Origin of the sequence: Acinetobacter haemolyticus (assembly GCF_003323815.1) — a bacterium.
In the GTDB taxonomy this organism is placed as follows: Bacteria; Pseudomonadota; Gammaproteobacteria; order Pseudomonadales; family Moraxellaceae; genus Acinetobacter; species Acinetobacter haemolyticus.
Genome location: NZ_CP030880.1, coordinates 501,076 through 518,232, shown reverse-complemented (window position 1 = coordinate 518,232; position 17,157 = coordinate 501,076). Strand labels below are relative to the sequence as shown.

Here is a 17,157-nt window from a genome sequence, read left to right as displayed (position 1 = left end):
GATCAATAACCCAATTGCTTACTAATCAAGTCCTTCATAATTTCTTCCGCACCACCACCAATCATATTGACCTTCACTTCACGATAAATACGCTCAGACTTAGTTCCTCGCATAAAGCCCATTCCCCCTAATGTCTGCACAGCAGCATCCGCACAAAACTGCATGGTTCGTGTTGCGACATTCTTGAGCATGGAAATTTGAGCAACCAAATCAGCACCCTGTAATTGTGGTTGAGTCATTTTCCAAGCCGTTTCTTCAAGCAAAGCGCGTGTTGTCGTCAATTGCGTTGCCATATCAACCAACTTATGACGAACCACTTGATGGTCAACTAAACGTTTACCGAACGTTTTGCGCTGTTGTGCCCAATCTAACGCCTCTTCATAACAGACAAGCGCATAACCATAAGCCACCACGCCCAAGAAAAAACGCTCCATATTAAAGTTATTCATAATCACTTTAAAACCAGAGTTTTCCTTACCCAGCAAGTTCGATGCAGGTACACGCACTTGATCAAAATGTAAGTGTGCGGTATCCGATGCCCACCATCCCATTTTCTTTAATGGTGTTTTAGTAATGCCCTCACTATGCGCATCAATCAGTAGCATAGAAATACCGTCAGCACCCGTTTTAGTGGGATCAGTACGCACCGCTACTGTGTAGTAATCCGCACGGATTCCAGAAGTGATAAAGGTCTTTTCACCAGAAACAATATAATAATCGCCCTCACGAATTGCTTTGGTCTGCAAAGCGGCAACATCAGATCCACCACCAGGCTCAGTAATTGCCAAAGCCGAAATCTTTTCGCCGGAAATAATATCTGGCAATACTTTCGCTTTTAGTTCTTCACTTCCAAAATGCTGAATTGGTGGAGCACCGATGGTATGTACCATCAACGAAATATGCACACCACCTGAACCCGCTTTCGCCATTTCCACACCAGCGAGTAACGAATAAAAAGGATCAGCATCCGGAATACCCCCATATTCTTCACCAAAGCCTAAGCCCAATAATCCAATCTCAGCAGCTTTCTTATAAAGCTCTCGAGGAAACGTTTCAGCCTCATCCCATTCATTAACAAATGGTGCCATTTCTTTTTGCACGAATCGACGCACATTGTCCGCAAAAGCTTGGTGTTGTTCATTATAGTAGATCGGATTAAGTTGCATTTTCTGCTTCCTGGCTTGAATAGTTCTGAATCGATTAGAGTATTTATAAGCGCTTTACCTTATCAAAAAAGAAAAAACCAAGCAAGCGCTTGGCAAAATATGCATCAATTTTATCCATAATGATTTATCAAAAACGTTGAGATATTTATCCGAAATAAGAGCCCAAATCCTATTAGTAAGTATCTAAGCCCTATTATCACGGTTATGATTGATCGTAATTTTTCGGATTCTGCATGAGTAAAATAGCAAATGGGCGAGTAGATCGAAATGCTTCCAAAACAATTACAAAAATTGAAGTAAGAGGAATTGCTAAAATCGCTCCTGCGATTCCCCACAATGAAGACCACAAAGACAAGGAAAGCAAAACAACAAACGGAGATAAATTGATTTGTTTACCAATCATACGTGGTTCTAGAAAATTTCCTACAAACATTTGCGCAACCGTCAATAGAATTGCAACCAGAATAGTTAATTTCAGCGAACCAGTTTGAGCCAATGTCATTAGAACAGGGAAAATCACACCGAATAAAGAACCAACGTATGGAATATAGTTAAACAAACCAATAATTAAAGCCCAAAATAATGCATACTCCACACCACACGCCCAAAGAATAACAAAACAAATCGTTGCTAAAATCAAATTAATAAGTGTCTTAACGACAAGGTATTCACTAATTTTTTTATTAATATCCGCAATCAATAACCGTGTTTGTTCAGTTTTACCATCTGGAAATGCAATCATTAATTTTTTAACGAACTGATCTCGCTCATTCAATAAAAATAAGGCATATACAATGATGACAAAAAACATGCCTGTCAGCGCACTAAATGAAGTAAGCGTCGAAGTAATTAGACTTTGAAGATTAATCTGACTCATCAGCATTTCTCTAAAGATTTGCCAGTCCGGACTATCACTCCACCCTAAATACGCGTTTACATGCAAAAAAACCTGTTCAATATTCGCTTCATAGATTGGCATCTTGGCCAAAATTTTCTGTCCAGTTGTAATCACTAAACTAATAAGCTGAACCATAACCACGATAAAACTAATTAATACCAATATCCTTCTAAACCACTCTGGCGTAGATTTCAAAACGGGAAACTTCACAAGCCAATGGCTTAATGTGATAAGGATATACATCGCTATCGTCGCAACAAGGATTGGCAATAGAAAGCCTTGCCCAATTTTCAACAACCATCCAAAGAGAATTAAAAACAATAAAATATAAACCAATGTCTGTAGGCTAGATTGCCAAGAACCAAGATTATTATTTTGCATATTCACATCACGCTTTATCTTTTCCCCAATAGTTATACCGTAATTTTCCCCAATTTATTTTTCTCGTTGCAATAAAAAACACCCCTAACCGTCAGGTTAGGGGTGTTTGAATTTAAAAGCTGGCGATGACTTACTCTCACATGGCAAGTGCCACACTACCATCAGCGCGAAGAGGTTTCACTTCTGAGTTCGGGAAGGGATCAGGTGGTTCACTCTTGCTATTGTCGCCAGCAAACTGTTTTGGCTTTGGGTGGTCTTACTTTTGAACTTATTATTAAGTTCATGCCACTTAGTACCGAAAGAGTTATTAACGGATTAGTTAATCGAGTCGTATTGTAACTAGTTTTGACACTAAATCAAGTTATGTATTGAATTTATCTTGAATACAACAACTGTTTGGGTGTTGTATAGTCAAGCCTCACGAGCAATTAGTATTGGTCAGCTTCACACGTCACCGTGCTTCCACACCCAACCTATCAACGTCCTAGTCTCGAACGGCTCTTTAGAGGAATAAATTCCTAGGGAAATCTTATCTTGAGGTAGGCTTCCCGCTTAGATGCTTTCAGCGGTTATCCCTTCCGAACATAGCTACCCGGCGATGCGACTGGCGTCACAACCGGTACACCAGAGGTTCGTCCACTCTGGTCCTCTCGTACTAGGAGCAGATCCTCTCAAATTTCCAGCGCCCACGGTAGATAGGGACCGAACTGTCTCACGACGTTCTAAACCCAGCTCGCGTACCTCTTTAAATGGCGAACAGCCATACCCTTGGGACCTGCTTCAGCCCCAGGATGAGATGAGCCGACATCGAGGTGCCAAACACCGCCGTCGATATGAACTCTTGGGCGGTATCAGCCTGTTATCCCCAGAGTACCTTTTATCCGTTGAGCGATGGCCCTTCCATACAGAACCACCGGATCACTAAGACCTACTTTCGTACCTGCTCGACTTGTGGGTCTCGCAGTTAAGCGCGCTTTTGCCTTTATACTCTACGCGTGATTTCCGACCACGCTGAGCGCACCTTCGTACTCCTCCGTTACTCTTTAGGAGGAGACCGCCCCAGTCAAACTACCCACCAGACATGGTCCTCGTCCCGGATAACGGGACAGAGTTAGAACCTCAACATTACCAGGGTGGTATTTCAAGGACGGCTCCATTGGAACTAGCGTTCCAACTTCAAAGCCTCCCACCTATCCTACACAAGTAAGGTCAAAGTTCAATGTCAAGCTGCAGTAAAGGTTCACGGGGTCTTTCCGTCTAGCCGCGGGTACACTGCATCTTCACAGCGATTTCGATTTCACTGAGCCTCTGCTGGAGACAGCGCCGCCATCATTATGCCATTCGTGCAGGTCGGAACTTACCCGACAAGGAATTTCGCTACCTTAGGACCGTTATAGTTACGGCCGCCGTTTACTGGGGCTTCGATCAAGAGCTTCGCTTACGCTAACCCCATCAATTAACCTTCCAGCACCGGGCAGGCATCACACCCTATACGTCCACTTTCGTGTTTGCAGAGTGCTATGTTTTTAATAAACAGTTGCAGCGGCCTGGTTTCTGTGGCTGCCAATAGCTCAGGGAGCAAGTCCCATCACCGTCAGCAGCGTACCTTCTCCCGAAGTTACGGTACCATTTTGCCTAGTTCCTTCAGCAGAGTTCTCTCAAGCGCTTTGGTCTACTCGACCTGACCACCTGTGTCGGTTTCGGGTACGATTCCTGTGTAACTGAAGCTTAGAGACTTTTCCTGGAAGCATGGTATCAGCCACTTCACTGTACAAGTACAGCTTGCTATCGACTCTCAGCATAGAGCACCCCGGATTTGCCTAAGATGCATGCCTACTGTCTTCCACCTGGACAACCAACGCCAGGCTGACTTAACCTTCTCCGTCCTCTCATCGCATTACACAGAAGTATTGGAATATTAACCAATTTCCCATCGACTACGCCTCTCGGCCTCGCCTTAGGGGTCGACTCACCCAGCCCCGATTAACGTTGGACTGGAACCCTTGGTCTTTCAGCGAACGGGTTTTTCACCCGTTTTGTCGTTACTCACGTCAGCATTCGCACTTCTGATACCTCCAGCATACTTCTCAATACACCTTCATCGGCTTACAGAACGCTCCCCTACCACTTGACTTAAAGTCAAATCCGCAGCTTCGGCACATAGTTTTAGCCCCGTTACATCTTCCGCGCAGGCCGACTCGACTAGTGAGCTATTACGCTTTCTTTAAAGGGTGGCTGCTTCTAAGCCAACCTCCTAGCTGTCTATGCCTTCCCACATCGTTTCCCACTTAACTATGATTTTGGGGCCTTAGCTGGCGGTCTGGATTGTTTTCCTCTTGACTACGGACGTTAGCACCCGCAGTCTGTCTCCCGGATAGTACTCATTGGTATTCGGAGTTTGCATCGGTTTGGTAAGTCGGGATGACCCCCTAGCCGAAACAGTGCTCTACCCCCAATGGTATTCGTCCGAGGCGCTACCTAAATAGCTTTCGGGGAGAACCAGCTATCACCAGGCTTGATTAGCCTTTCACCCCTATCCACAAGTCATCCCCTGGCTTTTCAACGACAGTGGGTTCGGTCCTCCAGTTAGTGTTACCCAACCTTCAACCTGCTCATGGATAGATCGCCTGGTTTCGGGTCTATACCCAGCAACTATACGCCCTATTAAGACTCGATTTCTCTACGGCTCCCCTATGCGGTTAACCTCGCTACTGAATATAAGTCGCTGACCCATTATACAAAAGGTACGCAGTCACACCACGAAGGTGCTCCCACTGCTTGTATGCATGCGGTTTCAGGATCTATTTCACTCCCCTCACAGGGGTTCTTTTCGCCTTTCCCTCACGGTACTGGTTCACTATCGGTCAGTCAGGAGTATTTAGCCTTGGAGGATGGTCCCCCCATATTCAGACAAGGTTTCACGTGCCTCGCCCTACTCGTCATCATTGTGTGTGCCCTTTCGTGTACGGGAATATCACCCTCTACGTTCGCACTTCCCAGAGCGTTCCACTAGAACACACACAACTTAATGGGCTGATCCCCGTTCGCTCGCCGCTACTAAGGGAATCTCAATTGATTTCTTTTCCTAAGGGTACTGAGATGTTTCACTTCCCCTCGTTCGCTTCATAAGCCTATGTATTCAGCTTATGATACCCGCCTTATAGCGGGTGGGTTCCCCCATTCAGATATCTCCGGATCAAAGGATATTTGCCGCCTCCCCGGAGCTTTTCGCAGGCTATCACGTCTTTCATCGCCTCTGACTGCCAAGGCATCCACCACATGCACTTAATTACTTGACTATACAACCCCAAACAGTCGCTAACCCTTACAAGTAAGGTTAGGACAGATTGCTATGTTTGTTTTTCAACTCACATCGCTCTCATCCAGTTTGTTGCCTCGTGCACTTAAGCACCGTACAGCTTCAATCTAAATTCATATACCAAAACGCTTGATTCAGTGTTTTTGCTAGTTCTCAATTTCATTCTTTCGAATGAATTGAGTGAACAATTTATTTCAGACTCAATTCTACTAATCTGTTAATGATTAACTACAGCCTCGTCAGCTTGCAGTAAACTGTGATAAATCACAGAAGTTAATAAGCTTTAACTTACTAAATTCTGTAATCTTTAGTGGTGGAGACTAGGAGAGTCGAACTCCTGACCTCCTGCGTGCAAAGCAGGCGCTCTACCAACTAAGCTAAGTCCCCAGCTTTAATCATAATGAACGACATATCTTTTAATCTAGCAGCTTGTGATTATTCATCACTTCGTCAGTAGTGGTGGGTCTGACAAGACTTGAACTTGTGACCCCACGCTTATCAAGCGTGTGCTCTAACCAACTGAGCTACAGACCCTCAGATACATCTTCGAAGAACAACTTGTTGTGGATTCTTACCGGCCATCAATCTTTCGTTAAGGAGGTGATCCAGCCGCAGGTTCCCCTACGGCTACCTTGTTACGACTTCACCCCAGTCATCGGCCACACCGTGGTAAGCGTCCTCCTTGCGGTTAGACTACCTACTTCTGGTGCAACAAACTCCCATGGTGTGACGGGCGGTGTGTACAAGGCCCGGGAACGTATTCACCGCGGCATTCTGATCCGCGATTACTAGCGATTCCGACTTCATGGAGTCGAGTTGCAGACTCCAATCCGGACTACGATCGGCTTTTTGAGATTAGCATCCTATCGCTAGGTAGCAACCCTTTGTACCGACCATTGTAGCACGTGTGTAGCCCTGGTCGTAAGGGCCATGATGACTTGACGTCGTCCCCGCCTTCCTCCAGTTTGTCACTGGCAGTATCCTTAAAGTTCCCGGCTTAACCCGCTGGCAAATAAGGAAAAGGGTTGCGCTCGTTGCGGGACTTAACCCAACATCTCACGACACGAGCTGACGACAGCCATGCAGCACCTGTATGTAAGTTCCCGAAGGCACCAATCCATCTCTGGAAAGTTCTTACTATGTCAAGACCAGGTAAGGTTCTTCGCGTTGCATCGAATTAAACCACATGCTCCACCGCTTGTGCGGGCCCCCGTCAATTCATTTGAGTTTTAGTCTTGCGACCGTACTCCCCAGGCGGTCTACTTATCGCGTTAGCTGCGCCACTAAAGCCTCAAAGGCCCCAACGGCTAGTAGACATCGTTTACGGCATGGACTACCAGGGTATCTAATCCTGTTTGCTCCCCATGCTTTCGTACCTCAGCGTCAGTATTAGGCCAGATGGCTGCCTTCGCCATCGGTATTCCTCCAGATCTCTACGCATTTCACCGCTACACCTGGAATTCTACCATCCTCTCCCATACTCTAGCTGACCAGTATCGAATGCAATTCCTAAGTTAAGCTCAGGGATTTCACATCCGACTTAATCAGCCGCCTACGCACGCTTTACGCCCAGTAAATCCGATTAACGCTCGCACCCTCTGTATTACCGCGGCTGCTGGCACAGAGTTAGCCGGTGCTTATTCTGCGAGTAACGTCCACTATCTCTAGGTATTAACTAGAGTAGCCTCCTCCTCGCTTAAAGTGCTTTACAACCAAAAGGCCTTCTTCACACACGCGGCATGGCTGGATCAGGCTTCCGCCCATTGTCCAATATTCCCCACTGCTGCCTCCCGTAGGAGTCTGGGCCGTGTCTCAGTCCCAGTGTGGCGGATCATCCTCTCAGACCCGCTACAGATCGTCGCCTTGGTAGGCCTTTACCCCACCAACTAGCTAATCCGACTTAGGCTCATCTATTAGCGCAAGGTCCGAAGATCCCCTGCTTTCTCCCGTAGGACGTATGCGGTATTAGCATTCCTTTCGGAATGTTGTCCCCCACTAATAGGCAGATTCCTAAGCATTACTCACCCGTCCGCCGCTAGGTAATGTAGCAAGCTACACTTCCCCGCTCGACTTGCATGTGTTAAGCCTGCCGCCAGCGTTCAATCTGAGCCATGATCAAACTCTTCAGTTTAAAATCATTAGTAGCTTATGGCTACAAATCTTGGCTCATCAATTTTCTGACATTAATTTCTCAAATAAACTTCGAGTAATTTCTACCATTCAATCAATGAAATATTTTCGATTGATCAACCAGTAAAAATCCACACAAGTTGTTCTTCTATTCTCTTAATGATCTTCTCGATGATTCGTCATCATCAAGCTAGGTCGGCTATATTACTCTCAATCTCTTAAAAGTCAACAGGTAATTTAGATATTTTTAAAACTTATCAAACAACCCAAAAATCTAACCACTAAAGCCAAATCCTTGTTTATCAACAAGTTTTTATCCGCATCACCGCCGATGGATGTGCATTCTACAGCATTTCCCACCCAATGCAACACCCTCCTCTAATTTTTATTATCAAGTGAACGTTTTTTGAACGCACCAGTTACTTTTAATACTTTTTCTTTGTCTTTAAGAGCTATTTTTAAACAATTAAGTAAAGTAGAATATGTTTCTTGCTTCACATTTTTTGGCATTTTTGATTGAAAAGACGGTGTATTTTTAGGAAAGCTCAATATTTATGGCTAATAGGTTTGATTTCTATTAGTCCGTTTAGTCATGCCATTTCGAGCCATAGTTTTTATGAGTTAACGCTATCTATATTAAGTTATAGCAAATGGCCGAATACAACACGCCCAACCATTTGTGTTTTAGATAACAATGAGGCTGCATCTCAATTTCAAGTCAATATTCGTCAACTTGCGTATGACTATCAAGTGCAAGCAATAGCGACGAAAGATTTCACAAAAACCGATTGTAATGTTGTTTATTTTTCTACGACTACACCACAACAACAACAAAATCTTATTCAAGCACACCCTTCTCGCTCGTTACTTTCATTAAGTACGAATAATCCCGCATGCGAGATTGGAAGTATTTTCTGCTTGTATAGTCGTCAGACTTTTTCTTCATTTAAAGTGAATCTGGATGCTTTAAGTGCCTCCAAAGTTCACATTGATCCACGTGTTCTACTCTTGGCAAAAAACACGGAGTGATCAACGTGATTTCAAGTTTATATCAATCAACTTCATTACATGCTTTATTCCGTAAGTCTCAATTTACTATTTTTGCGATTACTTTTTTTATTTGTTCTTTTACCTTTGCCACGATTTCAATGTTTACCATGGAAACTTATGCAAAGCAGAATCTTCAATTATTGAGTCAAACAGTCCTTGAACGAATTCAACCTGCTGTGGTGTTTAAAGATAAAGGAACCATAGATCAAATTCTTTCCGATTACACCACAAGTCACGCCATCCGCAGCATCCATGTTTATGACGCTCAAAAGCAGTTGCTTGCAGAAAGTAGTAAAACCATTGAATACACCTCTTTTTTGCAAGATTTGCTCGACAATTGGTTCTTACATGATCCTGTTCAACTCACAGTAATTCATAATAAAAAGCAGGTCGGTGAACTCGTACTTTATGGCAGCTCTGAAAATATTTTGCATTTTCTTAAAACCATTATCATTGGATTAGCCATTTCAATGTTTTTTATCGTGATCGCCTTATTGTGGTCAGTCAATCTAACCTACCGTCAGATCATGCAAGCGATCAAGCCACTCACTCACATTGCACAACTGGTGAGTGACCAAAAAGCATATAATTTACGCTTCCCAAACAATCATATCCGTGAATTTCAAAATTTAAACACTGTTTTTAATGAGCTACTTGAGGAAATTCAAATTTGGCATACACATCTTCAAAAAGAGAACCATCAACTATCATTTCAAGCACACCATGATCAATTAACAGGTTTACCTAATCGTCATTACTTTTATGATGAGTTGAATAATATTTTTGATAATCCTCAGTATCGTCACAACTCAGCATTGTTATTTTTAGATAATAACAAATTCAAAGCAATCAACGATCAATATGGTCATTTGGCTGGCGATGCTGTTTTAACTGAAATGGCATCTCGCTTAAAACTCTCTGTTCGCCATGAAGACTTCATTGCACGCTTAGGTGGAGATGAGTTTGCTATCATTCTTCATGCTATTCACCAAGCAGAACATTTAGAGACAATTGCAGACACCATACTTGCAAGTTGCAAAGAACCTTTAGACTTTAATGGTCAATCCATTCATTTCAGTTTTAGTTTGGGAATTGCTTTCTCCCAGTTCGCTGAAAACCCAGAAGATTTGGTCATGCAAGCTGATCAAGCCATGTATAAAGCTAAAAACTTAAACCCTCATTGGTTTCTTTATAAACCAGAAAATTAGGATATGTTATGCGCACACACACACTTAAAATTTCATTTATTGCGTTACTCTGCCTAACATTGGCTGGATGTTTGAGTTTTGGCCCACTAAAGTATCGCCAAGTCAAAATGTTGAAACAAGAAGGTTTCGTTTTAACAGATGAAGGCTGGAGTTTGGGCTTACCTGAACGCTTACTCTTTGACTTTAATAAGTCAGACATCAAGCCAGAACATGCAAATGAGATTGCTCGTTTAGCGAAGCAACTCAATAAATACGATTTACAAAAACTAAAAATTGTCGGACATACCGATGATGTCGGCAATCCAGAATACAATCAAAAACTTTCAGAGGAACGTGCTCAAAGCGTTTCTATGATTTTTGTTAATGAAGGCTTTAAGCAAAATAATTTAACAGTGATTGGTCGTGGTTCTAGTCAACCCTATTTGCCAAATACCTCAGAGGAAAACCGTGCGAGCAATCGTCGAGTAGCTGTGATCATTATTCCTTAATTTCTAGATCACTCTTTCCCCAAAAAGCCAACTCATAGTCAGTTGGCTTTTTATTTTTAGATGAGTTCGATAATATCGATAGTGGGTGGCACTCTAAATCGAAAAGGCACACCAACCATCCCCGTTCCAACAGTTACAAAGACATCTGCATGCTCATGTGAATAAAAACCTTTTTTATGTCCCAAAATTGAGACTTTTTTCATAATATAATTTGTCACCCACGGTAACTCAATTTGTCCACCATGCGTATGGCCAGACAGCATCAATGGACGCATGGGTAATTCGGGCACCATATCTACAGTATCTGGGTTATGAGATAAAATTAACCAAGGTTTATCTTGGGGTAAATCAGGCAAAAAGCGCATATTCGCTTTACCAGCCCACAGATCACCAATACCGATGAGACGAAATTCATCAAAATCAACGATCTTACCTTCAATATCTATCACATTATTTTGTACCAACGCCTCACTTAATAACGCTTGGATTGGTGGTCCTGGATATTGTTCATCGTGGTTCCCTGGTACAGAATAAACAGGTGCTTGAATTTTCTTTAAAACTTCAAGCTCATAAACAAGTCGATTTTCTGGCTCATAAGTCCAGTCTCCAGCTACCACAACTAAATCAGGTTGTTGCTGATTCAACTTTTTAACAATACTTTTAAGTTGACGCTCATGCCCCGAGAATAAACCAATGTGCAGATCTGCAACCAACGCAACTTTAATAGGACGCTTAAATTCCTGTGTAGGATTTAAACGAAACTGATGCTGTTTGACATGAATTTGATGTGGCTCAATAAAGCGTGCGTAGACCAAGACGCTACTCAAGAGAAAAACAAAAGCGGTTTGATGGATATTATAGTACCCAGACCACCCCGCATATAAGCTAAAAAACCACAGAGGTACGAGTAAATAAGAGAGATAAAAAGCAAGCAAATGCACAAAAGCTTTAAATGGATGGATGGTCTCTGTACGTGACTGGTGAACCCATGCTTCGATAAAGGCCCAAAGTGCTAAAATCGCAAAAATAAGATAAAAGCCAAAAATAATAGGATCTGAATTCGACATTAAAGCCCTCTTTCAATTTACTCAGGGACAGAGGTTGCATCTTATATTTATCTTTTTCGATGAAATGGTATACTCAACCCAACCTTTAATCAGTAACGATTATGACGCAATTTTCTCATTTAAATGGCAAACATACAAAGATAAGTACAAGTACTTACAATAAAAACATGCTTGCGTTTTCTTGTGCAATTGCCTTAACCATAAGTGGATGTAGTACTTTACCCCAACATAAAACACCATCAACACCCTCTATAAGCATTCAAACTGAACACTCAGAAACATCACTGGCTCAGGTCATCCAACCTCTACAAGCCCAGCACCCTGCACTGACAGGCTACCATGTATTATTTGAACCACTAGAAGCCTTATCTGCACGTTTAAGTCTGATCGATAAAGCAGAAAAAAGCTTAGATCTACAATATTATATTTGGGATAACGACAAAGTTGGAGCTCTTGCTTTACATGCACTGATACGTGCAGCTGATCGTGGAGTCAAAGTTCGACTATTAATCGATGATAACAATGCAAAAAAAACAGAAGGAATTTTTTTAGCTTTGGCTCAACATCCCAATATTGAGGTTAAGTTATTTAATCCTTATCGGTTTCGTAAATATCGTGCCATAGATATGGTGCTCGACTTAAAGCGCATCAATCGACGAATGCATAACAAAAGTTTTATTGCTGATCACCAAGTTGCATTGATTGGTGGACGTAATATGACGAATCAATATTATAATATCAGCGAAAATTTCCAATTTTCTGATGTCGATGTCATGCTATTTGGCACAGCGGTAAATGATATCTCAACATCCTTTGATGACTATTGGAACCATGAATACGCTTATGATGTGAGAGATATCGTTAAACAACGATCACATCGCCTTAGCTATGAAAGCTTAAAGCAGCAATTAGATGAACATTATCAACTTGCCACGGTGCAAAACTACTTAGATATTACCAATCACTCACAGACCATCAATGGTTTAATGAATCAACGCATTTCACTCGACTGGGTCAAAGCAGAAGTTGTCAAAGATTCTCCAGATAAAATAAGAGCAAAAGCCAAGAAAGAAGAACATTTAAATTTTCAATTGATCAATCACCTCGAACAACCTGAAAAGAATATCGATCTCATCTCCGCTTATTTTGTACCAGAAAAGAAAGGAACGAAGGTTTTAACAGACTTGGCGCAAGATGGAATTGAAGTCAGAGTTCTCACCAACTCATTTAAAGCCAACGATGTTGCCGTTGTTCATGCATTCTATGGAAAATATCGTCAAGAGTTACTCGAAAAAGGGGTTCAACTCTACGAGTTTTTACCCGCAATAGACAAAAGTGATTTAGATAAGCGGACGGAAGAACTGGCCAAAAAAGCAAAAGTGAGTCTTAAAGGTTTAAGCCGCTCTAGTTTGCATGCAAAACTAATGGCACTCGATGAAAAGCAAGTTTTTATTGGTTCTTTTAATTTCGATCCTCGCTCGGCATATTTAAATACCGAAATCGGTGTTCTTCTGAATAGTCCACCACTTGCTCAAGCCGTACACACCACCATGGATCAGAACCTTACCAAATTTGCATACAAATTAGTTTTGGATGCAAATAATAAAATTACATGGCAACGCCAAACACCTCAAGGCCCGATTATCTACAGAAAAGAACCAAAAATGAAATGGTGGCAAAGAGCTGGTATGAAAGTCATTTCATGGCTTCCAATTGAAGGATTTATGTAAGATCATCTTCAGGCAATACTTTTAAAACTTTACGGTGTAACTTCTTCAGACCTTCACGCATCTTTAAATCCACTTCTTTGGTTAAACTATCCACCGTGTGCCCTTCAACCGAGATTGCAGGTAAAGTCAATAAATGCGCTGTGACTCTTGGCATTTCCAACACACGTTGTACATGTTCAACAAAAGTCATTGCACCAATGAATGGCGCAACCATATCTAGCTCACCTTGCTGATTAACATAGCAAATGACACAAATCTGCACGGGTCGTTGAGCTTCTATCGCCGCACCTAATAAGCGACCATGCACTTTTTTAACCTGACGACCATCTGTAGTTGTGGCTTCTGGAAAAAATAAGACAGGAATATCTTGTTTTAAAAAATCTGTAATTTGCTCTCGAATACGCAGTGAGTCCCCCGAGCCTCGCTTAATAAATAAAGTTCCACCACCTTTAGCTAAATTACCTAAAATAGGCCACTTTTCTACTTCAGCTTTCGCCAAAAAGAAAATACGTGCTCCTGAGCCGAGTACCGCAACATCTAACCATGAAATATGATTACTAACCCACAGTGAAGGTTCTCTAGGTATGCTGCCATGCACTTGTACATCTAGATTAAAGACCTCACATAATCGTCGGCAAAAATATTGAACATATCGAGTATTCACAGGATTATTCGGATCTTTGTAAAGACCATGTCGATAAATCAGATAAAATCCTTCACCAATGGTTTCTAAGCCTGCTGCTAGTTTTCGACTATATAAACTAAATTTGGAAAGTAAATTTAATGGCGCGCTGCTTTTTGCTGTTGATACTTCTTGAGTCATAAATCATTAAAACCATCGGATCAGTAAAACACTGAACATGTATACATTGAATTAATCAAGTTATATCACGCTCATATCCTCTTATAAAAGTTTGTGTCATAACAAAAACCGAATGTAAGCATAATATTTTTCAATTTTAAATGATTTTATAGATTGATTATAATTCAAAAATCGAATTTTCAAATCAAAAGGTGAGCAGATGAAATCTCAAGCAACAGCATCTACGTCACAAACCACTGTACCTTACGGTTATGCTTTAAGAATGTTTATTGGCTGGTCAATCTTATATTTTGGAACATTGGTAGGATTTATAGAACTTTTACGCAGTAATATTATATAAATCTACTCAGTCTTTGCCCTTTACTTTCAGTTTGTTCTAGAATAAGACTTTGAGACCAAGGATTTATAAACAGCGTGGAAAATTTTGAGCAGCGTCAGCATGGTGAACGAGCAATTTTGGTCAGTGTTTCCGTTCAACTTCTTGATGATCTTGATGCTGAAGAGTTTCGATTGCTCGCTCAATCCGCAGGTGCTGAAATTCTTGAACATGTTTCAGTTCAACGTCAGAAACCTGATCCAAAATTTTTTATTGGCTCAGGTAAAGTTGAAGAAATTGCGGAATTAGTTAGAGCACTTGATGCTGAATTGGTGATCTTCGATCACTCATTATCTCCTGCTCAGGAACGTAACTTAGAAAAAGTTCTAAAATGTCGTGTCATCGATCGTACAGGCTTAATTTTAGATATCTTCGCCTTACGTGCCCGTACACATGAAGGTAAATTACAAGTTGAATTGGCTCAACTCAAGCATTTATCGACTCGCTTGATTCGAGGCTTTACGGGCAATCTAGAACAACAAAAAGGTGGCATTGGTCTACGCGGTCCTGGTGAATCGCAACTCGAAACAGATCGTCGACTCATTCGAGTCCGAATTACCCAACTTAAAGATAAACTTATTAAAGTACAACAAACCCGTTTACAAGGTCGTGCCGCTCGCCAAAAGGCAGCGATTCCCACCATTTCCTTAGTAGGTTATACCAATGCTGGAAAATCAACATTATTTAATATTTTAGCAAAAAGTGATGTCTATGCTGCTGATCAACTCTTTGCAACACTAGACCCGACCTTACGCCGACTTGAGTGGGATGGTATTGGTACGGTTGTACTCGCTGATACGGTTGGGTTTGTACGTAATCTACAACATGATTTAGTTGAATCATTTAAAGCAACTTTAGAGGAAACACTTGAAGCAACACTCCTTTTACACGTTGTCGATAGTAGTAGCCCCAATATGCCTGAACAAATCGAAGCGGTAGAGTCAGTTCTAAAAGAAATCGGGGCAGATGCACCTATTTTGCATGTCTATAATAAAATCGACCTGAGTGGTGATACTGCTAAAATCACCTATAAAGCACCCGAACTACCCGATCGCGTTTATCTATCTGCACATTCAGGTCAAGGATTGGATTTACTCAGTCAAGCGGTACAACAATGTCTGATGGGACAGTTACAACAATTTGATTTAGTCCTCAAGCCTGCTTACGGTAAACTACGTACGCAACTTTACACTTTGAATGTTATTCAATCAGAACATTATGATGATGAAGGTGACTTGCATTTATCCGTATGCATCGCCCCTCACAAGTTAGAACAACTGATTAAACAAGCACACTTACCACTCGATGAAATTGTCGGAGCAAAGTCGTTCTTATTTCATCGTGTTTTAGAAGAGTTTGAATCTAAAGAGGAATAAGTCGCTGGGGCTCGCTTCTCGTGCAAGCGTAATAACACGATTCATCATTGTTATAAACATGGGTAAAAGAGAACATGAAAGAAATCGATTGGACAGCTTGGTTTTACACGATTCTATTAATTGTTGTATTTCGTGAAGGAGCTGTCGCCATCACCACTTTCTTTCAACATCCAGAACTCGGTAACTTGGTCGGGCTAATTAGCCTACTTAGCGTGTTATTAATCTGGAGAAAGTTTAGAAAAATTTCCAATCGTCTGATTGATACCAACAATAGAATCATGAAAGAAAGTTCTTTTGCATTTTTACCGATTTGTGCAGGGTCCTTAATCATGCTAGTTCATTTGGGTAAAGAAATTCCTGTGTTTTTATTTATTCTCACCCTAAGTACTTTATTGCCATTGTGGATTTACGCCAAAATGGCGAAACGTTGGTTATAGGAGTTCGTATATGTTTATGGTTATTTACGGATTCGTGATCACCTTGGTTAGTTATTTGATTGCTAAGCCTCTCAATAAAAAAATGCCTCAAATTCCATTAATTGTATTTGCCATGTTTATTGTGATTGGTTTATTAGCTGTCCTAAGAGTTCCTTACGAACACTACATGGATAACGTGAATGGTATATTTAATCATTTACTAGGTTATGTCACCGTCGCTTTAGCGATACCACTTGCTGCAATGCGCTATGATGATTTACCAATTAAATCCATGATTGGAATTTTAGGTTTTGCCAGTATCAGTGCTGTCGCTTTACCTATGAGTCTTGCTTATTTGCTACATATGTCTGAACCCACAATCATGGCCTTTGCTACACGAGCAGTCACCACGCCTATCGCACTAAACATTGCAACTTTACTCCACGCACCCTTGATGATGGTTACCCTGATTGTAATTTTATCTGGCGTTATTGGCGCTGCTTTTTCACCTTGGATCTTAAAACATATTCATGATGAACGTGCTTCTGGTTTAGCATTAGGCCTTGCAGCTCATGCGATTGGTACAGCACAAGCATGGCAACGCGGTCCTGTTGCAGGGCGTTATGCTGCATTTGGTATGGCGGTGAATGGTGTATTTACAGCCATTTGGTTGCCAACATTTATTTTATCTCTATCATAATTTTTGTCACAAATCACATATTAATATTG

The 17,157-nt window shown here is 41.5% G+C and carries 12 protein-coding genes, 2 tRNA genes and 3 rRNA genes; 8 read left to right on the top strand and 9 right to left on the bottom strand.

What is annotated here, in order from left to right:
- Positions 1 to 2 precede the first annotated feature (2 nt).
- The 7 genes from DS737_RS02455 to DS737_RS02425 form a co-directional block, all read right to left on the bottom strand.
- Positions 3 to 1,166, bottom strand: coding sequence for an acyl-CoA dehydrogenase family protein (locus DS737_RS02455; RefSeq protein ID WP_113996677.1), 1,164 nt, complete (start codon positions 1,164 to 1,166; stop codon positions 3 to 5).
- Positions 1,167 to 1,368: 202 nt separating this feature from the next.
- The gene (locus DS737_RS02450; RefSeq protein WP_113996676.1) at positions 1,369 to 2,445 is read right to left on the bottom strand and encodes an AI-2E family transporter; all 1,077 of its coding nucleotides are present in this window, start codon (positions 2,443 to 2,445) and stop codon (positions 1,369 to 1,371) included.
- Positions 2,446 to 2,562: 117 nt separating this feature from the next.
- Positions 2,563 to 2,677: ribosomal RNA gene (gene rrf / locus DS737_RS02445) — 5S ribosomal RNA — on the bottom strand.
- A gap of 175 nt (positions 2,678 to 2,852) precedes the next feature.
- Positions 2,853 to 5,744 (bottom strand): 23S ribosomal RNA (locus DS737_RS02440).
- Between the two features lie 331 nt (positions 5,745 to 6,075).
- Positions 6,076 to 6,151: transfer RNA gene (locus DS737_RS02435), tRNA-Ala, on the bottom strand.
- Positions 6,152 to 6,221: 70 nt separating this feature from the next.
- Positions 6,222 to 6,298 (bottom strand) — tRNA-Ile (locus DS737_RS02430).
- Positions 6,299 to 6,357: 59 nt separating this feature from the next.
- A 16S ribosomal RNA gene (locus DS737_RS02425) occupies positions 6,358 to 7,895 on the bottom strand.
- The 16S, 23S and 5S rRNA genes sit together here with 2 tRNA genes alongside, the layout of an rRNA operon.
- A gap of 566 nt (positions 7,896 to 8,461) precedes the next feature.
- Between DS737_RS02425 and DS737_RS02420 the strand changes: the two genes are divergently transcribed.
- From DS737_RS02420 to DS737_RS02410, 3 genes are read left to right on the top strand one after another with little or no spacing between them, the layout of a single operon-like run.
- On the top strand, positions 8,462 to 8,923 hold the full coding sequence (locus DS737_RS02420) for a YfiR family protein (RefSeq protein ID WP_004640879.1): 462 nt from the start codon (positions 8,462 to 8,464) through the stop codon (positions 8,921 to 8,923).
- A gap of 5 nt (positions 8,924 to 8,928) precedes the next feature.
- A complete protein-coding gene (locus DS737_RS02415; protein ID WP_005086724.1) occupies positions 8,929 to 10,152 on the top strand; it encodes a diguanylate cyclase domain-containing protein in 1,224 nt (407 codons plus the stop codon).
- A gap of 8 nt (positions 10,153 to 10,160) precedes the next feature.
- Complete coding sequence (locus DS737_RS02410; RefSeq protein ID WP_005086726.1) at positions 10,161 to 10,640, top strand: OmpA family protein; 480 nt, start codon at positions 10,161 to 10,163, stop codon at positions 10,638 to 10,640.
- Positions 10,641 to 10,696: 56 nt separating this feature from the next.
- Here DS737_RS02410 and DS737_RS02405 read toward each other — a convergent pair whose 3' ends face one another.
- Complete coding sequence (locus DS737_RS02405; RefSeq protein ID WP_113996675.1) at positions 10,697 to 11,707, bottom strand: metallophosphoesterase; 1,011 nt, start codon at positions 11,705 to 11,707, stop codon at positions 10,697 to 10,699.
- Between the two features lie 167 nt (positions 11,708 to 11,874).
- Here DS737_RS02405 and DS737_RS02400 point away from each other — a divergent pair, with 167 nt between their 5' ends.
- The gene (locus DS737_RS02400) at positions 11,875 to 13,437 is read left to right on the top strand and encodes a phospholipase D family protein (RefSeq protein ID WP_228206838.1); all 1,563 of its coding nucleotides are present in this window, start codon (positions 11,875 to 11,877) and stop codon (positions 13,435 to 13,437) included.
- Here the strand turns inward: DS737_RS02400 and DS737_RS02395 are convergent.
- Positions 13,430 to 14,260, bottom strand: coding sequence for a lysophospholipid acyltransferase family protein (locus DS737_RS02395; protein ID WP_005088259.1), 831 nt, complete (start codon positions 14,258 to 14,260; stop codon positions 13,430 to 13,432). The genes DS737_RS02400 and DS737_RS02395 overlap by 8 nt on opposite strands.
- A 199-nt stretch (positions 14,261 to 14,459) precedes the next feature.
- Between DS737_RS02395 and DS737_RS16025 the strand changes: the two genes are divergently transcribed.
- The 4 genes from DS737_RS16025 (at position 14,460) to DS737_RS02380 (ending at position 17,128) form a co-directional block, all read left to right on the top strand.
- The gene (locus DS737_RS16025; protein ID WP_004640892.1) at positions 14,460 to 14,600 is read left to right on the top strand and encodes a hypothetical protein; all 141 of its coding nucleotides are present in this window, start codon (positions 14,460 to 14,462) and stop codon (positions 14,598 to 14,600) included.
- Positions 14,601 to 14,674: 74 nt separating this feature from the next.
- Entirely contained in the window at positions 14,675 to 16,012 is a 1,338-nt protein-coding gene (gene hflX / locus DS737_RS02390; protein WP_113996673.1) for a ribosome rescue GTPase HflX, read from the top strand.
- Positions 16,013 to 16,086: 74 nt separating this feature from the next.
- On the top strand, positions 16,087 to 16,449 hold the full coding sequence (locus DS737_RS02385) for a hypothetical protein (protein WP_004640895.1): 363 nt from the start codon (positions 16,087 to 16,089) through the stop codon (positions 16,447 to 16,449).
- A 10-nt stretch (positions 16,450 to 16,459) separates the two neighbouring features.
- A complete protein-coding gene (locus tag DS737_RS02380; protein WP_004640897.1) occupies positions 16,460 to 17,128 on the top strand; it encodes an LrgB family protein in 669 nt (222 codons plus the stop codon).
- Positions 17,129 to 17,157: the final 29 nt, after the last annotated feature.

Excerpts from the sequence above, each read along its gene's own strand:
- DS737_RS02455 (WP_113996677.1), bottom strand. The coding sequence starts at position 1,166 with ATGCAACTTAATCCGATCTACTATAATGAACAACACCAAGCTTTTGCG.
- DS737_RS02450 (WP_113996676.1), bottom strand. The coding sequence starts at position 2,445 with ATGCAAAATAATAATCTTGGTTCTTGGCAATCTAGCCTACAGACATTG.
- DS737_RS02410 (WP_005086726.1), top strand. The coding sequence starts at position 10,161 with ATGCGCACACACACACTTAAAATTTCATTTATTGCGTTACTCTGCCTA.
- DS737_RS02405 (WP_113996675.1), bottom strand. The coding sequence starts at position 11,707 with ATGTCGAATTCAGATCCTATTATTTTTGGCTTTTATCTTATTTTTGCG.
- DS737_RS02400 (WP_228206838.1), top strand. The coding sequence starts at position 11,875 with ATGCTTGCGTTTTCTTGTGCAATTGCCTTAACCATAAGTGGATGTAGT.
- DS737_RS02395 (WP_005088259.1), bottom strand. The coding sequence starts at position 14,260 with ATGACTCAAGAAGTATCAACAGCAAAAAGCAGCGCGCCATTAAATTTA.
- DS737_RS16025 (WP_004640892.1), top strand. The coding sequence starts at position 14,460 with ATGAAATCTCAAGCAACAGCATCTACGTCACAAACCACTGTACCTTAC.
- DS737_RS02385 (WP_004640895.1), top strand. The coding sequence starts at position 16,087 with ATGAAAGAAATCGATTGGACAGCTTGGTTTTACACGATTCTATTAATT.
- DS737_RS02380 (WP_004640897.1), top strand. The coding sequence starts at position 16,460 with ATGTTTATGGTTATTTACGGATTCGTGATCACCTTGGTTAGTTATTTG.